The following is a 16,685-nucleotide window of genomic DNA, read 5'->3' on the forward strand; positions in this document are numbered from 1 at the left end:
CCCACCAGCCACCCGCGTCACCAACCTGCCCGAACAACACACCTAGGGCCCGTCACCCGTCAGCGACGGCCCCACGGTGCCCCGGTGCCCCCGACCGGGGGGCGGGCCCGGGGCCCGGTCGGCCGGCGGGCGGGTGCGGTGCCGGTCACCAGCGGTACGGCTCGTAGACGTCCATGCATCCCTTCTCATCGCCCTTGAGCGGGTTGGCGCTCTTCGGGACCTTCTTGTTCTCCTTGGGGATGGTGACGCTGTAGTCGGTGCCCTCAGGCCAGTCCCCGCCCACCACCAGGGTGATCTCGGTGACCTCGGAGGACACCTTGACCTGGCCGACGGGGATCTTCAGTGCCTTCGCCACGGCCTGGGCGTTCGACCTGCCCTGGTCCCCCTCGGCCGCGGGGTACTCGATCCGGGTCTCCTCCCGTGGCAGCGGCTCGCTTCCGGCCTCCGCCTGGGTGAAGCCCGCCGCGACCAACGTCTCGGCCAGGCCGCTCGCACGCTTGCCCACTGCTGGCTTGCCGTTGACGCCGGTGCCGTTGATCACGGTGACCGGGATGGTGTCGCTCGGTGCCGCGGGCGGACCGGCCTTCTCGGGCTTCTTCTTGGTCTTCACCTTGCCCTTGCCGTCGAACGGGATGTCGTTGCGGATCATGGAGAAGACCTGCTCCGCGTCGCCCGGGGCGGGTATCAGGTGGGCGTCGGGGTCCAACGGGTCCGCCACCGTGGGCAGCGTGGTCGAGGTGATCCGGCTGGACGGAATGCTCTTGAACTCCATCCCCAGGTCGTACAGGGCGGGGACCGAGCCCAGGCCCTCGTCCACCGTCAGGGCGTCGGTCGCGGTCTCGGCCAGGCCCATCAGCCGACCGGTGTCGGTGAAGACGTTCTGTGACTTCAGCTCGCGGACCATGGAGTTCAGGTACATGCGCTGGGCCCGGGTGCGGTTGATGTCACTGCCGAACGCGTACCGGGTGCGCAGCCACTGGAGGGCCTTCTCGCCCTTGACCTTCTGTTCACCGGCCTCGAGCTTCAGGCCCGAGCCGCCCCGGCCGGTCTGCAGGTTGCGGTCCCAGATGTTCTGGTTGACGCACACCTCGACGCCACCGACCGCGTCGGCCATCGACACCACCCCGGAGAAGTCGATCATCATCCAGTGGTCGATGTAGGTGTCGGTGAGGTTCTGCCAGGTGGCCAGGGTGCACCCCGGGCCGCCCCGGGCCAGGGTGTTGTTGATGGTGGCGTTGGTGGCCTCGAAGACCTCACCGGTCTTGGGGTCCTCGCACCGGGGTATGTCCACCCGGGTGTCCCGGGGGATGCTGACCAGGGCGGCGCTCTTGCGGTCCGCGGACAGGTGCAGCAGCATCTGCACGTCCGCCAGCGGGGGGCGGTCCGCGTCCTTCTTGCTGCCGCCGAGCGCCACGTTCGCCTTGCTCTTCCTGCTGTCCGAGCCGAGCAGCAGGATGTTGAGCGGTGTCTGGCCGTGGGCGTTGGGCTTGGTCTTCTTCACCGCGCTGTCGCCGCTGCTCCGCTCGCCCTTGCGGATGTTCCCGTTGAGGTGCTCCAGGTAGAGCCAGCCCGATCCGGTGCTGATCAGGATGATCGCGCTGAGGGAGAGCACACCTGCCTTCAGCACACGGACCCCTCCGCTCCCGCTCTTCTTCCGCTTACGGTTGCTGCCCCTCCTGTGGCCGCCACCGCCACCGGAGCCACCGTCGTGGGCGGATCCGGTGTCGGCGGTCGGACGTGTGGTCCGTGCACCCTCGTGCATGCGACGGCCTCCTCCAGGCGCGTGGTACGGGTCACCGCGCGGTGACGCGGTGGGACAGCCGCGCCGCGCCCGAGCACCGCGCCGCTGCTTCTCACTTGGCGCAGACCTGCTGGTCCGCGTTGACGCGTTGCAGGTCCGAGGGGGCGGTGGTGGGGGCCGTCAGCGGGATACCCGCTCCCTCGAAGTCCTTGCCCAGGGTGAGAACCATCTCCTCCAGGGGCGCGGCGTCCTTGTTCGTCATCTTCAGTGCGGTGGGCGGCAGGCCCATCATCTCCGCAAGGGCACGGGCCTGGTCACCCCTGTTGCGGGCGTACTCCAGTGTGGTTTTGGCCACATCGGCCGGGGCGTTGAGGCCGTTGCTCGACCGGATCACCCCTTGCTCGTTCTGCAGCCAGTTGACGGTCTCCTGAGCGGCACCCATGACACCGCTGCCGTTGACCACCCGCACCCGCACGTCGGCGGGCGCCGCCTTGCTCGTCTCCTTCGGCGTCGGCTTCTTCTTGTTCTTCCCCTTCACGTCGGTCAGCGACTGGTCCGCCCTCACCATCGCGAACACCTGCTTGGCATCACGCTCCTTGAGCACCAGGCGGTTCTTGTCCAGCGGGTCGTCCGCCACCGGGACGGTCGCGAAGGTGATGTGCTTGGTGTCCACCTTGCCCAGGTCCTTGGCCAGTCCGCTGAGCTTCCTGATGCTCGCTATCCCGCTGTCCACGGTCAGGGAGTTGGTCGCCGCGTCGGCCAGGTTCCACAGCTTGGTGGGGCTGGTCAGGGTGCCGTTGCCCTTGATCTTGCGGATCATCGAGCTGAGGAACTGCTGCTGCAACGGAATCCTGGTCAGGTCCCCGCCCTGGCCGACCGAGTGCCGGGTGCGGACGAAGGCCAGTGCCTGCTCGCCCTTGACCACGTGGCGGCCCCTGCTCAGGTTCAGGTGTGAGTCGGGGTCGTTGATGTTCTTCTCCAGGCACACCTCGACGCCGCCGACCGCGTTGGACATCGTCTTCACCGCGTTGAAGTCGACCATCATGAAGTGGTCGATGCGAATCCCGGTGAGCTTCTCCACGGTCTTCCAGGTGCAGTCCGGGCCGCGCTCGTTCTGTCCCAGGCTGGTGTTGAACATCGCGCGCGGGGAGCCGGGGATGATCCGCTTCTTGTCCTCGGTCTTGCACTCCGGGATCTCCACCATCAGGTCCCGAGGAATGCTCAACGCGGTGGCGTTGGTGCGGTCCTTGGCGACGTGGAAGAGGAACGTGGTGTCGGCGTGGCCGGGGCTGCCCGTGTCGCCGTACTTACCGTCCTGGCCCTCCCGGGTGTCGGTGCCGATCAGCAGGATGTTCATGGCGCCCTCGGCGCCGGCGGACGGCCGGTCGTCGCCCAGGTCGGCGTCGTAGGAGTCGATGTTGCCGTTGAAGTGCTGGTAGATGAAGTAGCCGCCGGCGCAGCCGGCCACGAGCACGAAACCCAGCGTGCCGGCCGTCCAGTGCACCACCCGCCGTTTGACCGACTTGGGACGGCGCCTGCCGGGACCGCCCCGACCGGCAGCCCGACCACCTCCGGAACGTCCTCCTCCGGAACCGCCACCCCCCGAACGACCGCCACCCGAACGGTCACCGCCGCGCGCCGAGGCCCGTCGGGTACCGCCGGGCCGGCCGGCGTCCTGCCCGGCGGCGCGGCCCGCGGCCCTGCGGGCGGCGGCCCGCCCCCCAGTGGACGGGCTGTCGGACACCGACCGGTGCTCCGACCCGTCCCCCCCGTCGCCCCCGTCGCCCGGGGCGTCGGGGGCGTCCGCCGGGGCGGCGGACCGTCTGTGGTGACCGGGAGGGGTGCCCCCACCTCGGAGCGGCACCTCAGCGTCCGGGCGGAGCTGGTAACTACCGGTACTGGGATCGAACACCCACTGGTCGGCCGGGTCGGCGTCACCGGACCACTGCCGGTCCCCCGATCCGCTGTGCCTACGGCCTTGCGCGTCCACGGTCGCCTGTGCCCTCCGTCACTGCCACGCTGCGCCTCCCCAGGACGCTTGATCGGATCTGGTATAGGGACGTACTTCGCCCGGCCCGGACCAGGCCGGATGGCTCACCCTAGCCGCCCTGTCCGCGGGCCTGGCACGCCGGTGACACTTTCCACTCCCCTGCACGCGGGGAAAGGAGTGGCGCGGCGGCACGCCCCGGTACTCATCCTTCACCACAGATGTCACGGTCCGCCGTGGTGCCCCGGAACGCGGGTTCCTCGGTTGACGCCGGCGGTGACCCCGACGCGGACGAGGAAGCCGAGGCCGAGGGGTCCGGGGTCGCCGCGGACGAGCTCGGCGACGCGGCGTCGTCACCCTCCTCCGCGTCCGGTTGCCCGCTGGCCACACCCCCCGGTGTTCCCGGCGGCGGGGTGGACCCGGTCGTCTCCGGGGCGGCTGTTGTCTCCTTGTCCCCGCTCGTCTCGCTCATCCCTGGGGTCCCGGTCGCCTCCGCGTCCACCGTCTCGGTGCCGGTGGGGGTCCCGGTCCCGTCGTCGTCCTCGTTCACCTGGATCGGCCGGTCCTCACGCAGCGCGGTGAACAGCGCGCTGGCCTCCGGCTGCACCAACTGGTCGCGGTTGGGGTCCACCACGTAGGGCTCGCGGGGAACGGTCAGGAACACCACGTCCTGCGTGGGCGTCCGCTCCAGGCCGCGAGCCAGTTTGTACAGCTCGCCCAGCGAGTCGAGGCCCTCGTCGGCGATGAGCGAGGAGGTGGCCGCGTCGAGCACGGAGTACAGCTTGGTGGGGTTGAGCAACACCCCACCGCTCTTCACCTTCCGCACCAGGGAGGCGAGGAACTGCTGCTGGCGGTCCATGCGCTGGGTGTCGCTGCCGTTGCCGATGCTCTTGCGGGCCCGGACGTAGGCGAGTGCGTCCTCCCCCCTCACGGTCTGCCGACCAGCGGGCAGGTCCAGCTTCGCCGCGTCGTCCCGCACCGCCTCCGGAAGACAGATCTCCACACCGTCCACCGCGTCCACCATCTTCTTGAACCCGGTGAAGTCCATGATCAGGTGGTGGTCGATCCGGATCCCGGTCATGTTCTCCACGGTGCGGATCGTGCAGGCCGCCCCGCCGAACTGGAACGCCCAGTTGAACTGCGCGAACTGGGACCTGGTCTCGCCTCCGTCCGGGGTGGCGCACGCCGGGATCTGCACCATCAGGTCCCGCGGGATGGACATCGCCGTCGCCCCGCGGCGGTCCTCGGCGAGGTGCAGCAGGATGGTGGTGTCCGAGCGCTGCGAACCCTCGTCACCGCCGTACCGGGCGTTGCTCCCGCTGCGGTCGTCGGAGCCGATCAGCAGGATGTTCTGGGCGTTCTGGTGCTCCACCCGGCGCGGGCGTTCGCTTTCGTACTCGTGCAGGATCTGCGCGGTGGCCTCGTCGGTGCGGATGTTGGCGTTCAGTTTGCGGTAGAGCGCGTAGGCCGTGCCGGCCGTGGCCACCAGCAGCACCGCGGTGCCGATCGCCAGGGCCTTGAGCACCTTTCGCCTCCTGCTGCGGCGGCGCGGGGCCGGGGCCGTCTCCGGGCCGGCGTCCTGCTCGGAGTCGTCCCCGCCGTCGGGAGGCGTCCCTGCCGAGGTCTCCGGGTCGTCGGGGGCGTCGGCGGGGGTTCCTTCAGTGGCTCGGCCCGGCGCTTCCCCGTCCTCGGGCGACTCCCCGCCCCGGGGTATCTCCTCCGCCTCGGGTGCCTCCTGTCCCTCCGGCGCACCCCGGCCCCCGGGCCCCTCCCCGTTCTCGGAGCCCCCCTGCCCGGGGTGGGCCCCGGGGGTGTCCGCTGAGTTGCTCACGTCTGCGCTCATCCCCCTGGGAGGTCAGTTGCGGGCAGGTGCTACCGGATTCGGGCCGACAAGAGGGCCAGAACATCTGTGCAGACCACTGAACCCCGCTCGGGGTTGCCTCGTCTCCCGCACTTCTCTGCGAGCGGGGACGACACGTCGCCCGGTGCGGCCCGTCGAGCACGTGGGGTCACGTTCACCGGACCGCCGACGGGCGGGGCCCGGTGAACCGCGCACCCGGACCACCGCGCTCCCGGGCGGTGGTCCGGGTCCGGTTGTCCACCGCCGTCGGATCGCCCCCGGTCACGCCTCGGCGGGAACGGTCACCCGCTCCTCCTCGCGGCGGCGGCGCAGCCCGTCGGGGTCCAGCCGGTCCAGGTTACGGCAGAGCACCACGGAGGCATCGACGGCCAGTGGGGCGAGCAACCCCGCGGACAGGCCCGGCCAGGAGTCCATCGGCAGTCCGGTCAGCAGTCGTCCGCCGCGTTCCAGACCGAGTTCCTCGGCCCCGTCGAGGGCCCGGGCCACCACCTCGCCCGCGGTCAGCCGCAGACCGGGGAGCTCCAGCGCGGGCGCTTCCGGGCCCACCGGAACGTGGGGACTGAAGCGGTCGGCCTGCCCGGGGACCTCCGCGGCGTAGTCCACGAAGCCCTCGGGGACCTGGGGGAACCGCCCGCCCAGGGGCCGCAGCGACAGCGCCACCCGCTCCCCCCGGCAAGCGCGGGCGGCGGGGAGCTGGTCCGGGCCCGCGACCACCAGGTCCGCGGAGCCGGGGTCGCCTCCGGGGGCCGCCACGACGCCGACGGTCAGGCAGGCCATGATCCAGACCGCGGTCTGCCAGTGCGCCGGGAGCAGCAGGACCGCCCGGTCGCCCGGCTCGGCGCCCAGGTCGTCCTGGAGCAGGTTGGCGGTCTTGGCCACCCAGTTGTCGAACGTCGTCACGGACAACTCAACCCGTTCTCCTGTGGCGTCGTCGTAGAAGGTGACCAACGGCCGTGCGGCGTCACCCGCGAGAGCGACGCGCAGCAGGTCGGCAGGGGTTTGCGCAGTGGTGTCCATGACCAACAGAGCCTAGGGCCCGACCCGGGCGAGAAAGGGAGGCGCTCTGGAGAATGCCGTGAAAGCCCCGCTCGGACCGGGTATGTGACGAGTAGATCGTACCCTTCTGCGCCTGCCACCACGTCGCTACGGTGCGCAGCAGCTCAGTAACCGGACCAGCGCACTGAAGGGGCGATCATGGCCAGGAGAATCCGGATGATCGGCACCACCTCGGACAAAACCGGCTGCCCTGCCCTGTTCGAGGACCTCGATACCGGCGAGATTCTCGTCCAGGGGGAAGAGATCACCGATCCGAGGGACCGTGCGCAGATGCACGGTTACACCGAGGGGGAAACACTCATCGTCGTCCCACGCGAGTTGCTGACCCGCTTCGCACCGAAGGAGTGAACGTGCCCGAACTGCTCAGCTTCGACAGCGTGGAGCACCTCTTCGAGGATTTCCAGCACACCGCCTGGCGGCTCGAGACCCGACGGGGCTACGCCTCTGACCGGCAGAGCGAGGAGTACCGGCGTTTTCTTCGCGGGGAGGACGCCACCCGGGACCTGAGCGACCCCTGGTACGCGTCGAGACGGAAGCAGACCGCCCAGGGCAAGAGATTCGAACGCGTGCGACTCGTGGACACCCCACCGACCAAGGGGCAGCTCTACCTCCTACACAGCGCCCAGTTCAACATCGCCGCAGGAGAGGACATCCGCAACATGTACCGGTCCCATGCACGCAGGTTGGGACTGCCGGATTTCGACTTCTGGTTGTTCGACTCGCGCATACTCATCAAGTTCCATTTCGACGACGATGACCACATCCTCGGCGTCGAGCTGATAGAGGAGCCCAAGCAGGTCGTGCGGGCGTGCCAGGCACGGGATGCGGCCTGGCATCACGCCATTCGCAACGAGGAGTTCAAAGCGCGGGTATTTTCCCCGGGGTGAGCACCGATTTCCAGCGAGCCCGTGTGGTGCTCGGTGCGCGACTGCGAGAGCTGCGCACCGAGGCCGGGCTCAACGGCCGGGATTTCGCCGGTCGTCTCGGCTGGCCGCCTTCGAAGGTATCCAAACTGGAGAACGGCAAGCAGACCGCTACTCTCGCCGACGTCGAAGCATGGGCGCAGGCCTGCGCCCAGCCCGAAGCCGCCGCCGAACTGAAAGGCCGCCTGCGCGGCCTGGAGACCAGTTACCGCAGTTGGCGGCGGCAACTCGCCGCGGGGCACCGCTCGGTCCAGGAGGCGATCGGCCTCCAGCACGAACGGACCAGCACCTTTCGCGGCTTCACCGGTTCAGTCATACCCGGAATCTTCCAGACGGAGGATTATGCCCGACATGTCCTGACCCGCTATGCGGAGTTGCACGGAAACAGCCGCGATGTGGAACAGGGCGTGCACGCACGGCTACGCCGCCAGGACAACCTGCACACGCCAGGCAAGCAGTACCGGGTGCTGGTGTGGGAGGCGGCGCTGACCGTGCTGATCTGCCCTCCCGACGTGTTGGCCGAGCAACTGGACCAGTTGGTGACGGTGGCCGGCCTTGACACCGTGTCGCTGGGGATCATCCCGCTCGGCGTCCCGGTGCGGATCGCCACCGGCGACGACTTCTGGATACACGACGACCGGCTGGTGATCGCGGAGACCTGGCACGCCGAGGTGTGGCTCGACGCCTCGGAGGACGTCGCGCTCTACCACAGGATCTGGGAGACGCTGGACGAGGCCGCCGTGTACGGTCGGCAGGCACACCGGCTGATAGCCCGCGCGAGGAGGGCCGTCAGCAGCGGCTGACCGGCACGCGGACCGGCCCCGCCCACGAGGACCCACCGGCCCCCGAGGGAACCCCGTCGGGCCCACCCCCGACGGCCCTGCCCCGCTCCGGGAAGTCCCCGTGGTCACGGAAGAAATCTCGAGCAATCAGGAAGCACTGGCCCACGCCCTCGGCCTACCTTCCTGCCTAGGGCGGATCTCCCGGCCAGGTGTGCCTCACCGAGCACCGGGCCGGGTTTCGCGCGGTCTGATCCGCCCGGAACTGGGAGCCGCCGTGACCACCAACCCGTCCCGCCCTCAGGCGGGGACAACGCCGACCAGGACGCCGCGGACCGCTTCTCGGACGCCGCGGACCACCCGCAGGACACCGCTGAAACAGACGCCGTTGCCCTGGACGCCGCCGTTCGGCCTGGGGATACACCTCCAGCCGGCGGGCGAGTGGTGGGACGCGGTGAAGGTACCCGCGGGGACCGCCCGCGACGTCCTCGACTGGCTGGGGGCGCGCAGTGGCGCAGTGATCGACGACGACCGGCAACGCGCCTGGTACTGGCTGGTCCCGCTGGGCACCGCCGCCCAGTGGCTGGTGCCGGGCACCCGGCCCTGCGGCCCGGGCACCTTCGTCGGCGTGCCCGGGACGCTCCAGACCCTGGGCCCCGGCCCGCACTGGCGGGTGACCATGGCCCCGGACCGGTTCCTCACCGATCCGGACGCGCTGCGGGCGGCACTGGCCACGGCGCGGCTGCGCACGCCGTCCTGACCCGGCTCGGCCCCGGCCCGGGGTCCCCCGCCGGCCCCCGTGGGGATGCAGACCGATACGGACTCGCATCAAGTCTGCTACAGAACGCGAGGTCCTTGGTGTTCGAGCCGCGCGACCGTGCACACTCGGGGCCATGAATGAGTGGCCGGACGGTTTCAGCAACGACGATCGGCGCCGCGGCGAATCCGAGCCGACGCGCGTCATGGGGCACGTGCAGCGCCAGGGCGGCTACCCCCCTCAGCCGCCGCAGCAGCCGCCGGCCGAGCCCCCACTCCCGCCTTCGTTGTCACCCCGCCGGGCCGCAGCCGCCGGGGGCGTCCCGCACCAGTCGTCCGGTCCCGGTGGGCGCCCCCCGGGACCCGGCGGTGCCCCCGGCGGGCCGGTGACCAACCGGCCCGCGGGTGACGGGCGGCGCCGCTGGCCCCGTCGGGTCCTGTGGACGTCCCTCGGGCTGGTCGGCGCACTGATCATCACCACCATCGCCACCTACTTCTGGGCGGACTCCAAGCTCCACCGGGACGTGGACCTGTCCAAGGTGATCGAGCGGCCCAAGGGCGGCGACGGCACCAACTACCTCATCGTGGGATCGGACAGCCGGGAGGGGATGTCCGCGGAGGACAAGAAGCGGCTGCACACCGGCTCGGCCGACGGCAAGCGCACCGACTCGGTGATGATCCTGCACGTCGGTGACAACGGGAACACGATGATCTCGCTGCCCCGCGACTCCGAGGTGGAGATCCCCAGTTTCCGCGGTTCGGAGAGCGGCAAGCTCTACCCCGGCCAGGGCCGGAAGGTGAAACTGAACGCCGCCTACGCCGAGGACGGCCCGGAGCTGCTGGTGCGCACCATCGAGGCGGAGACGGGACTGCGCATCGACCACTACGCCGAGATCGGGTTCGACGGCTTCGCCGACGTGGTGGACGCGGTCGGTGGGGTGGAGATGGACATCCCCCGGGACATCAAGGACTCCAAGTCCGGTGCCGACTTCAAGAAGGGCAAGCAGACCCTGAACGGGGAGGAGGCCCTGGCCTTCGTCCGCACCCGGTACGCGCTGCCCGGCAGCGACCTGGACCGCACCAAGAACCAGCAGAAGTTCCTGGCCGCCCTCGCCGACCAGGCCGCCAAGCCGACCACCATCCTCAACCCGTTCAGCTTCTACCCGGTGGCCGGCGCCGGTCTCGACTCGCTGATCGTGGACAAGGACATGGGCCTGACGGACCTGGCCGAGATGTTCTGGGCGATGAAGGGCGTCACCGGCGGCGACGGGAAGTCGATGAACATCCCGCTGGCCGGCAGCAACGGCAGCAACCTGCTGTGGGACGAGGCCAAGGTCAAGAAGCTGGTGGAGCAGCTCAACAACGACGAGAAGGTCACGGTCTCGGGCAACTGACCGCCCGGCCTCCCTCGGCCCGCCATGCCTCCGCGGCCACACCTCCCGGGTACCGCCCGCCGGGCGCGACTGACCTCCCGTGTGAACGGGGCTGGTGCATCTCCGTTCACCACGGTCGCGCCCCCGGGCGATGCCACGACGGTTGACCTCCCGCGGCCGAGCACCCAGAACCTGATCCCGCCGTTCCCGCTGGACCGGAGAGGCCAACCGGCAGATCGTCGCCCCCGGCGGCTCGACCAGTTCCACGGTTGCGTGCAACGCGGTGCGTCAGCGGTGAGACGCCGACAGACCACGGGCTTCAGATCCCCGCTCAAGAAACCCTGGTCGAAATCCCGATGGAACTGATCCAGAAGGCCATTCGTGACAACCTCATCTAAAACCCTCGGCGACCTATTCGACTCGTTCAAGCGTGAGGCGTTCCGCCTGGAGACTCTGGACGACTACAGCAGGTCCGGAAATGTCGACGCCTATCACGCCTTCCTGGCCGGGGAGCCGCAGCCGGACGACTACAACGCAGGCTGGGTGGAAGAACTCCGCTCACACACTGGACAGGGGAAGCGGATCCACCGGGTGCACATTCTGTCGCGCCCACTCACGGAATATCTTCGCTTCGAGCTGGGGTGGGGCTACCGGAAGAACATGACCGGGGGCGAGGAGTTCTTCATCCTCGACACCACCGACAAGCCCAACCCACTGGAGAACGTCCCGGACTTCTGGTTCTTCGACTTCGAGTCCGTGGCCGTGATGAACTACGACGAGGCCGGGAAGTACCTCGGCTCAGAAGTACTGGGGCCGGAACGGACGGCTGAGTTCGCCAGATTCCGTACCACAGCACTCGCGCACGCGGAACCGTTCACCGAATGGTGGGCCAAGTACGGGGCGTGAACAGGGCACAGCTTGGAGCCGCGCTGCGGGCGCTGCGAGTGGCATCCGGCAAAGAAGCCGAGGCGGTGGCCCGCAGCGCCCTCATGTCTCCGTCCAAGCTGTCCAAGATCGAGAATGTGAAGCCGGCGCCCAGCGCGACGGACGCAGAGCGCGCCCTGACCGCGATCGGCGTCTCGGACCAGGTCAAGGCGAAGTGCACCCGCACGCGCGTCAGCGACAGAATCGACAGCATGGCGTCTGCTCAAGCGGATAGGGTCCACAAGGCCAGCAGGCCGCCGAGGCCCTGGAAGCCCAGATGTCGATGCTGCGGTTGTTTCAGCCCGCACTAGTTCCGGGACTTCTCCAGACCCCCGAGTACATCCGGGCCATTCTGCAACGCCATAACCTCAGCGAGGCCGTGATCACGCGAACGATCAATGGTCGACTTGAACGGCAAGCAGTTCTCTACGACAACACGGTTCGGTTCACGCTCCGCGCTGACCGGCTGCGGCTCAGCGCCACGGGAAGGGTCCTACTTCCCGTCGCTGTCCGTCCTGGCCGGCTGCGGCACAGAGTCACCGGAACCGTCACCGCGGAGTTCGGAAACGGTGGCGGGTCGGCCAGTCTTCCCAGCCTGGTCTACGGTCACGACAATTCCTTGCAGTTCCTTGACCTCCGCAGCGGTCGCTCCCACATACGGGAGTACCTGCGAGGATGTGGCCCGGCCACCGTACATCTCGATACGCGCGCACACCTTTTCGGTAGGGGGAAGTGGCTGCCGTGAAGGCGGCCGACGGTATCTCTTCCGTTATCGTCTCCGAGCATTCGGACGGTGCCAGGCACACCGCGACTCTGAGCGTCTACCGCACGACGTTGTGGCTGCGGTCAGGCCTGCTGTATGCCGGCGTCCCCGAAGGACCACGTGGCGGACTGGATGGGCCACAGCAGCACGGACGTGCTCCGGGAGCACTGCCACGACACCTGTGAGGGCGCCGAGCAGCGCGGCCGAGCGGCCGTCGCAACCATGCTGACGCCCGGCGCGGGTGCCCCCGACGATCCCGCAGAGGCGTCAGAGGTCGCCTGGTCCCCATGCGACGACAGCCCCCGGCGAGTTGCCGGGGGCTGTCGTCGCATGTGCTGGAAACCGCCTCTGACCTGCAAAAACCATGCTACGGCAGGTTCCTGGCCATCACGATCCGCTGAACCTGGTTCGTGCCTTCGTAGATCTGCGTGATCTTGGCGTCACGCATCATCCGCTCCACCGGGTAGTCCCGGGTGTACCCGTACCCGCCGAGGAGCTGCACCGCGTCGGTGGTGATCTCCATCGCGGCGTCAGAGGCGTAGCACTTGGCGGCGGCGCCGAAGAAGGTCAGGTCGCCGTCGCCCCGTTCTGACCTGGCCGCCGCGGCGTAGGTCAACTGGCGGGCGGCCTCCAGCTTCATCGCCATGTCGGCCAGCATGAACTGGACGCCCTGGAAGTCACCGATCGGCCGGCCGAACTGCTTGCGTTCGGCCACGTAGCCCTTGGCGTAGTCCAGCGCCCCCTGGGCGATCCCCAGGGCCTGGGCGGCGATGGTGATCCGGGTGTGGTCCAGGGTGCGCATCGCGATGGCGAAGCCGGTGCCCTCCTCGCCGATCATGCGGTCGGCCGGGATGCGGACGTTGTCCAGGTAGACCTCCCGGGTCGGCGACCCCTTGACGCCCAGTTTCTTCTCCGGCGCGCCGAACGACACGCCCTCGTCGGACTTCTCCACCACGAAGGCGCTGATGCCCTTTGAACGCTTGTCCGGGTCGGTCACCGCCATCACCGTGTAGTACTCGCTGTGCCCCGCGTTGGTGATCCAGCGCTTCACGCCGTTGAGGACGTAGTGGTCGCCGTCCCGCACCGCCCGGGTCTTCATCCCCGCGGCGTCCGACCCCGCGTCGGGCTCGGACAGGCAGTAGGAGAACAGCACGTCCCCCTTGGCCAGCGGCGGCAGGTAGCGGCGCTTGAGCTCTTCGGACCCGGACAGGATCAGCGGCAGGGAGCCGAGCTTGTTGACCGCGGGGATCAGCGAGGAGGACGCGCAGGCCCGGGCCACCTCCTCGATCACGATCACGGTGGCCAGGGCGTCGGCGCCGGCACCGCCGTACTCCTCGGGGACGTGGATCGCGTGCAGGTCGGCGGCGACCAGGGCGTCCAGCGCCTCCTGGGGGAAGCGGGCCTCCTCGTCGACCGCGGCGGCGAGGGGGGCGATCTTCGCTTCGGCGAGGCCGCGCACCGACTCACGGAGCAGTTCGTGCTCCTCGGTGGTCCGGAACAAGTCGAAGTCTGTGTTTCCGTAGCTCCCCACGGGGCCTCACCTCTCGCGTTCTTTCGCCGGTGCCGTTGTTGCGCACGCCCGAGCCCGGCGGTGTGGTGTCCCGGTGCGTGCGCTGGCGGGGCGAGCCCGGCGGGGGTGGGGCGCTTTGTTAACTACCGTTCAGTACAGGTATCGTAGGCCCCGCGCTCACGGCCGGACCACGTGACGTACACGACAGTGCCACCGGGCCGCTACGATCACTTGATCCAGCACCGTGTCGTGCCGGCGTTTCGATCACCACCGTCGGCGGGGCACCGGGGCAGCGGTGTTTCGGGCAGGGCACTTCGACAGGGAGCCGGTGGGACATGAGTCTCAAGGTCACGGTCATCGGCACGGGCTACCTCGGCGCCACCCACGCCGCCGGGATGGCCGAGCTGGGCTACGAGGTCCTGGGGCTCGACGTGGACGCCGAGAAGGTGGCCTCGCTGGCCGCGGGGCGGGTGCCGTTCTACGAGCCCGGCCTCGCCGAGCTCCTCACCAGGCACCTGGACACCGGCCGGCTGCGGTTCACCACCGACTACGCCGAGGTCGGGGAGTTCGGCGACGTCCACTTCGTGTGTGTGGGCACCCCCCAGAAGAAGGGCGAGTTCGCCGCCGACCTCAGGTACGTGGACGCCGCCGTGGAGGCGCTCGCGCCCCACCTGCGGCGCCCCACGCTGGTCGTCGGCAAGTCCACGGTGCCAGTGGGCACGGCCGCCCGGCTGGCGACCCGGATCGCCGAGCTCGCCCCGGCCGGCACGGACGCCGAGCTCGCCTGGAACCCGGAGTTCCTCCGCGAGGGGTTCGCCGTCCAGGACACCCTGCACCCCGACCGGCTGGTCTTCGGGGTCACGTCCGCCGCGGCCGAGGCCCGGCTGCGTGAGGTGTACGCCGCGACCATCGAGGCCGGCAGCCCCGTGGTGGTGACCGACTACGCCACGGCCGAGCTGGTGAAGGTGAGCGCCAACGCCTTCCTCTCCACCAAGATCTCGTTCATCAACGCCATGGCCGAGGTGTGCGAGGCCGCCGGCGCCGACGTGGTCAAACTGAGCGAGTCCCTGGGGTACGACGAGCGGATCGGACGGCGGTTCCTCGGGGCCGGCCTGGGTTTCGGCGGCGGCTGTCTGCCGAAGGACATCCGGGCGTTCATGGCCAGGGCCGGCGAACTCGGCGCCGACCAGGCGCTCACCTTCCTGCGGGAGGTGGACGCGATCAACATGCGGCGCCGTTCCCGGATGGTTGACCTCGCCCGCGAGCAGTGCGGCGGCGGGTTCCTCGGCCGCAGGATCACCGTTCTCGGCGCGGCGTTCAAGCCCGAGTCCGACGACATCCGGGACTCACCGGCGCTGAACGTGGCCGCGCAGATCCAGCTACAGGGCGGCCAGGTCACCGTTTACGACCCGAAGGCCCTGGACAACGCCCGCAAGATGTACCCGGGGCTGAACTACGCGGAGTCCGCCGAGGAGGCCGCCGAGGGCGCGCACGTGGTGCTGCACCTCACCGAGTGGCCGGAGTTCCGGGAGATCGACCCGGTGGCGTTCGGCAAGCTGGTCGCCGAGCAGCGGGTGGTGGACGGCCGCAACGCCCTGGACCCGGACCGCTGGCGAGCCGCCGGGTGGACGTACCGCGCCCTGGGCCGCCCCAACGCCTGAGTCCTTTTCCCGGACCCGCCGGCACGGGCGCGCCCGTGCCGGCGGGCGGGCTCACTCCTGCGGACCGGGGCCGTCGCACTCCTCCATCCGGGCGGTCTGCGGCGGCCTGCGGGTGCCGAGCTCCCGGGCCGCGTCCTGTGCGTCGCGCAGCACCCTGACCGCGTTGCCCCAGGTGAGCTTGGCCAGGTCGGCCGGGGACCAGCCGCGGTCGAGCAGTGCGGCGACGAGCCGCGGATAGCCGGCGACGTCCTCGAGCCCGATCGGTTGGCGGTCCACGCCGTCGTAGTCCCCGCCGAGCCCGATGTGGTCGATCCCGGCGGCCTCCCGTACGTGGTCACAGTGGTCGGCGACGTCCGCGATGGTGGCCACCGGCCGCGGCCGGTCACGTTCGTACCCGTCCAGGGCCTGGATCATCGCTTCGGGGTCCCGCGGGTCCACGCCCTTGTGGGCCAGGTGTTCCTGGGCCTGGAGGGTCCAGTCCGCGACCGCCTGGGAGACGAACTTCGGCACGAACGTCACCATGCACACGCCGCCGTTCCCGGGAAGCCGCTCCAGCACGTCGTCCGGGACGTTGCGCGGGTGGTCGCAGACCGCGCGGGCCGAGGAGTGCGAGAACAGCACCGGCGCCTCGGCCACCGCCAGGGCGCCGCGCATGGTGTCCGCCGCCGTGTGGGAGAGGTCCACCAGCATCCCGAGCCGGTTCATCTCCGCCACCACCCGTTCCCCGAACGGGCTCAGGCCCCCCACGGCGGGCTCGTCGGTCGCCGAGTCCGCCCAGGGCACGTTGTGGTTGTGGGTGAGCGTGAGGTAGCGCACCCCCAGTGCGTACAGGGCGCGCAGGGTGCCCAGCGAACAGTTGATGGAGTGGCCGCCCTCGGCGCCGAGCAACGACCCGACCTGCCCAGCGGCCCGCGCCGCCTGGAGGTCGTCAGCGGTCAGCGCCAGCCTCAGCCGTTCCGGGTGGCGCCGCACCAGGCGGTGCACCAGGTCGATCTGTTCCAGGGTGGCGGTCACCGCGTTGTCGCCGTCCAGCGACGGCGGGACGTACACCGACCAGAACTGTCCGCCCACCCCGCCCGCGTCGAGCCGCGCCAGGTCGGTGTGGAAGTCCGGGAGCCCCGCGACCAGGTTGGCCTGGTCCGACGTCAGGTGGTCGAGGCCGGCCTGGCGCAGCGCCCACGGCAGGTCGTTGTGGCCGTCCACGACCGGGTGGTCGGCGAGCAGCGCCCTGGCCCTGGCCAGGTGCTCCGTTGCGCCGGGCGCTGCGGCGTCCTTCCCGGTGGTTCCGGTCGTCGTCCCCGTCTGCCCGGTCGTCTCGGCCGCCTCGCCCATCGCACGCTCCTTCGTGGTC

General features: G+C 69.9%; 13 protein-coding genes and 1 pseudogene. 8 read left to right on the forward strand and 6 right to left on the reverse strand.

What is annotated here, in order from left to right:
* Positions 1–145 precede the first annotated feature (145 nt).
* The 4 genes from A3IG_RS0119165 to A3IG_RS0119185 form a co-directional block, all read right to left on the reverse strand.
* Positions 146–1,762, reverse strand: a complete 1,617-nt coding sequence (locus A3IG_RS0119165; protein WP_018385207.1) for an LCP family protein — start codon at positions 1,760–1,762, stop codon at positions 146–148.
* 91 nt (positions 1,763–1,853) lie between these two features.
* Complete coding sequence (locus A3IG_RS0119170) at positions 1,854–3,215, reverse strand: LCP family protein (protein WP_322887999.1); 1,362 nt, start codon at positions 3,213–3,215, stop codon at positions 1,854–1,856.
* 718 nt (positions 3,216–3,933) lie between these two features.
* Complete coding sequence (locus A3IG_RS30450) at positions 3,934–5,559, reverse strand: LCP family protein (protein WP_018385209.1); 1,626 nt, start codon at positions 5,557–5,559, stop codon at positions 3,934–3,936.
* Between the two features lie 291 nt (positions 5,560–5,850).
* Positions 5,851–6,606 (reverse strand): TIGR03089 family protein, encoded by a 756-nt coding sequence (locus A3IG_RS0119185; RefSeq protein WP_018385211.1) that lies wholly within the window; start codon positions 6,604–6,606, stop codon positions 5,851–5,853.
* Between the two features lie 195 nt (positions 6,607–6,801).
* On the opposite strand from A3IG_RS0119185, the gene A3IG_RS35325 reads away from it, so the two are divergent.
* From A3IG_RS35325 to A3IG_RS32775, 7 genes and pseudogenes are all read left to right on the forward strand, one after another.
* A complete protein-coding gene (locus A3IG_RS35325) occupies positions 6,802–6,993 on the forward strand; it encodes a hypothetical protein (RefSeq protein ID WP_018385212.1) in 192 nt (63 codons plus the stop codon).
* A gap of 2 nt (positions 6,994–6,995) precedes the next feature.
* Positions 6,996–7,532, forward strand: coding sequence for a DUF6879 family protein (locus A3IG_RS0119195; RefSeq protein WP_018385213.1), 537 nt, complete (start codon positions 6,996–6,998; stop codon positions 7,530–7,532).
* The gene (locus tag A3IG_RS0119200; RefSeq protein WP_018385214.1) at positions 7,529–8,371 is read left to right on the forward strand and encodes a helix-turn-helix domain-containing protein; all 843 of its coding nucleotides are present in this window, start codon (positions 7,529–7,531) and stop codon (positions 8,369–8,371) included. Before A3IG_RS0119195 ends, A3IG_RS0119200 begins: the two co-directional genes overlap by 4 nt.
* Positions 8,372–8,624: 253 nt before the next feature.
* Positions 8,625–9,107 (forward strand): hypothetical protein, encoded by a 483-nt coding sequence (locus A3IG_RS0119205; RefSeq protein WP_158676917.1) that lies wholly within the window; start codon positions 8,625–8,627, stop codon positions 9,105–9,107.
* 133 nt (positions 9,108–9,240) lie between these two features.
* Positions 9,241–10,497 carry an LCP family protein gene (locus A3IG_RS0119210; protein WP_026220424.1) on the forward strand — a complete coding sequence of 419 codons (1,257 nt, stop codon included), beginning with the start codon at positions 9,241–9,243 and terminating at the stop codon, positions 10,495–10,497.
* 360 nt (positions 10,498–10,857) lie between these two features.
* On the forward strand, positions 10,858–11,382 hold the full coding sequence (locus A3IG_RS0119215; protein WP_018385217.1) for a DUF6879 family protein: 525 nt from the start codon (positions 10,858–10,860) through the stop codon (positions 11,380–11,382).
* Positions 11,379–11,872 (forward strand): annotated as a pseudogene (locus A3IG_RS32775) (Scr1 family TA system antitoxin-like transcriptional regulator); the annotation flags it as partial. The gene A3IG_RS0119215 and the pseudogene A3IG_RS32775, both read left to right, overlap by 4 nt.
* A 658-nt stretch (positions 11,873–12,530) precedes the next feature.
* Here the strand turns inward: A3IG_RS32775 and A3IG_RS0119225 are convergent.
* Complete coding sequence (locus A3IG_RS0119225) at positions 12,531–13,694, reverse strand: acyl-CoA dehydrogenase (protein WP_018385219.1); 1,164 nt, start codon at positions 13,692–13,694, stop codon at positions 12,531–12,533.
* A 314-nt stretch (positions 13,695–14,008) separates the two neighbouring features.
* Between A3IG_RS0119225 and A3IG_RS0119230 the strand changes: the two genes are divergently transcribed.
* Positions 14,009–15,334: a UDP-glucose dehydrogenase family protein gene (locus A3IG_RS0119230; protein WP_018385220.1), complete on the forward strand. Its 1,326-nt coding sequence runs from the start codon at positions 14,009–14,011 to the stop codon at positions 15,332–15,334.
* A 51-nt stretch (positions 15,335–15,385) separates the two neighbouring features.
* On the opposite strand, the gene A3IG_RS0119235 is transcribed toward A3IG_RS0119230, so the two are convergent.
* Positions 15,386–16,666 carry a dipeptidase gene (locus A3IG_RS0119235; RefSeq protein WP_018385221.1) on the reverse strand — a complete coding sequence of 427 codons (1,281 nt, stop codon included), beginning with the start codon at positions 16,664–16,666 and terminating at the stop codon, positions 15,386–15,388.
* Positions 16,667–16,685: the final 19 nt, after the last annotated feature.

Origin of the sequence: Wenjunlia vitaminophila DSM 41686 (assembly GCF_000380165.1) — a bacterium.
Lineage (GTDB): Bacteria > Actinomycetota > Actinomycetes > Streptomycetales > Streptomycetaceae > Wenjunlia > Wenjunlia vitaminophila.

What these genes read in the sequence shown, in the direction of transcription:
- A3IG_RS0119230 (WP_018385220.1), top strand. Translation starts at nt 14,009, where the DNA reads ATGAGTCTCAAGGTCACGGTCATCGGCACGGGCTACCTCGGCGCCACC.
- A3IG_RS0119185 (WP_018385211.1), bottom strand. Translation starts at nt 6,606, where the DNA reads ATGGACACCACTGCGCAAACCCCTGCCGACCTGCTGCGCGTCGCTCTC.
- A3IG_RS0119235 (WP_018385221.1), bottom strand. Translation starts at nt 16,666, where the DNA reads ATGGGCGAGGCGGCCGAGACGACCGGGCAGACGGGGACGACGACCGGA.
- A3IG_RS35325 (WP_018385212.1), top strand. Translation starts at nt 6,802, where the DNA reads ATGATCGGCACCACCTCGGACAAAACCGGCTGCCCTGCCCTGTTCGAG.
- A3IG_RS0119210 (WP_026220424.1), top strand. Translation starts at nt 9,241, where the DNA reads ATGAATGAGTGGCCGGACGGTTTCAGCAACGACGATCGGCGCCGCGGC.
- A3IG_RS0119165 (WP_018385207.1), bottom strand. Translation starts at nt 1,762, where the DNA reads ATGCACGAGGGTGCACGGACCACACGTCCGACCGCCGACACCGGATCC.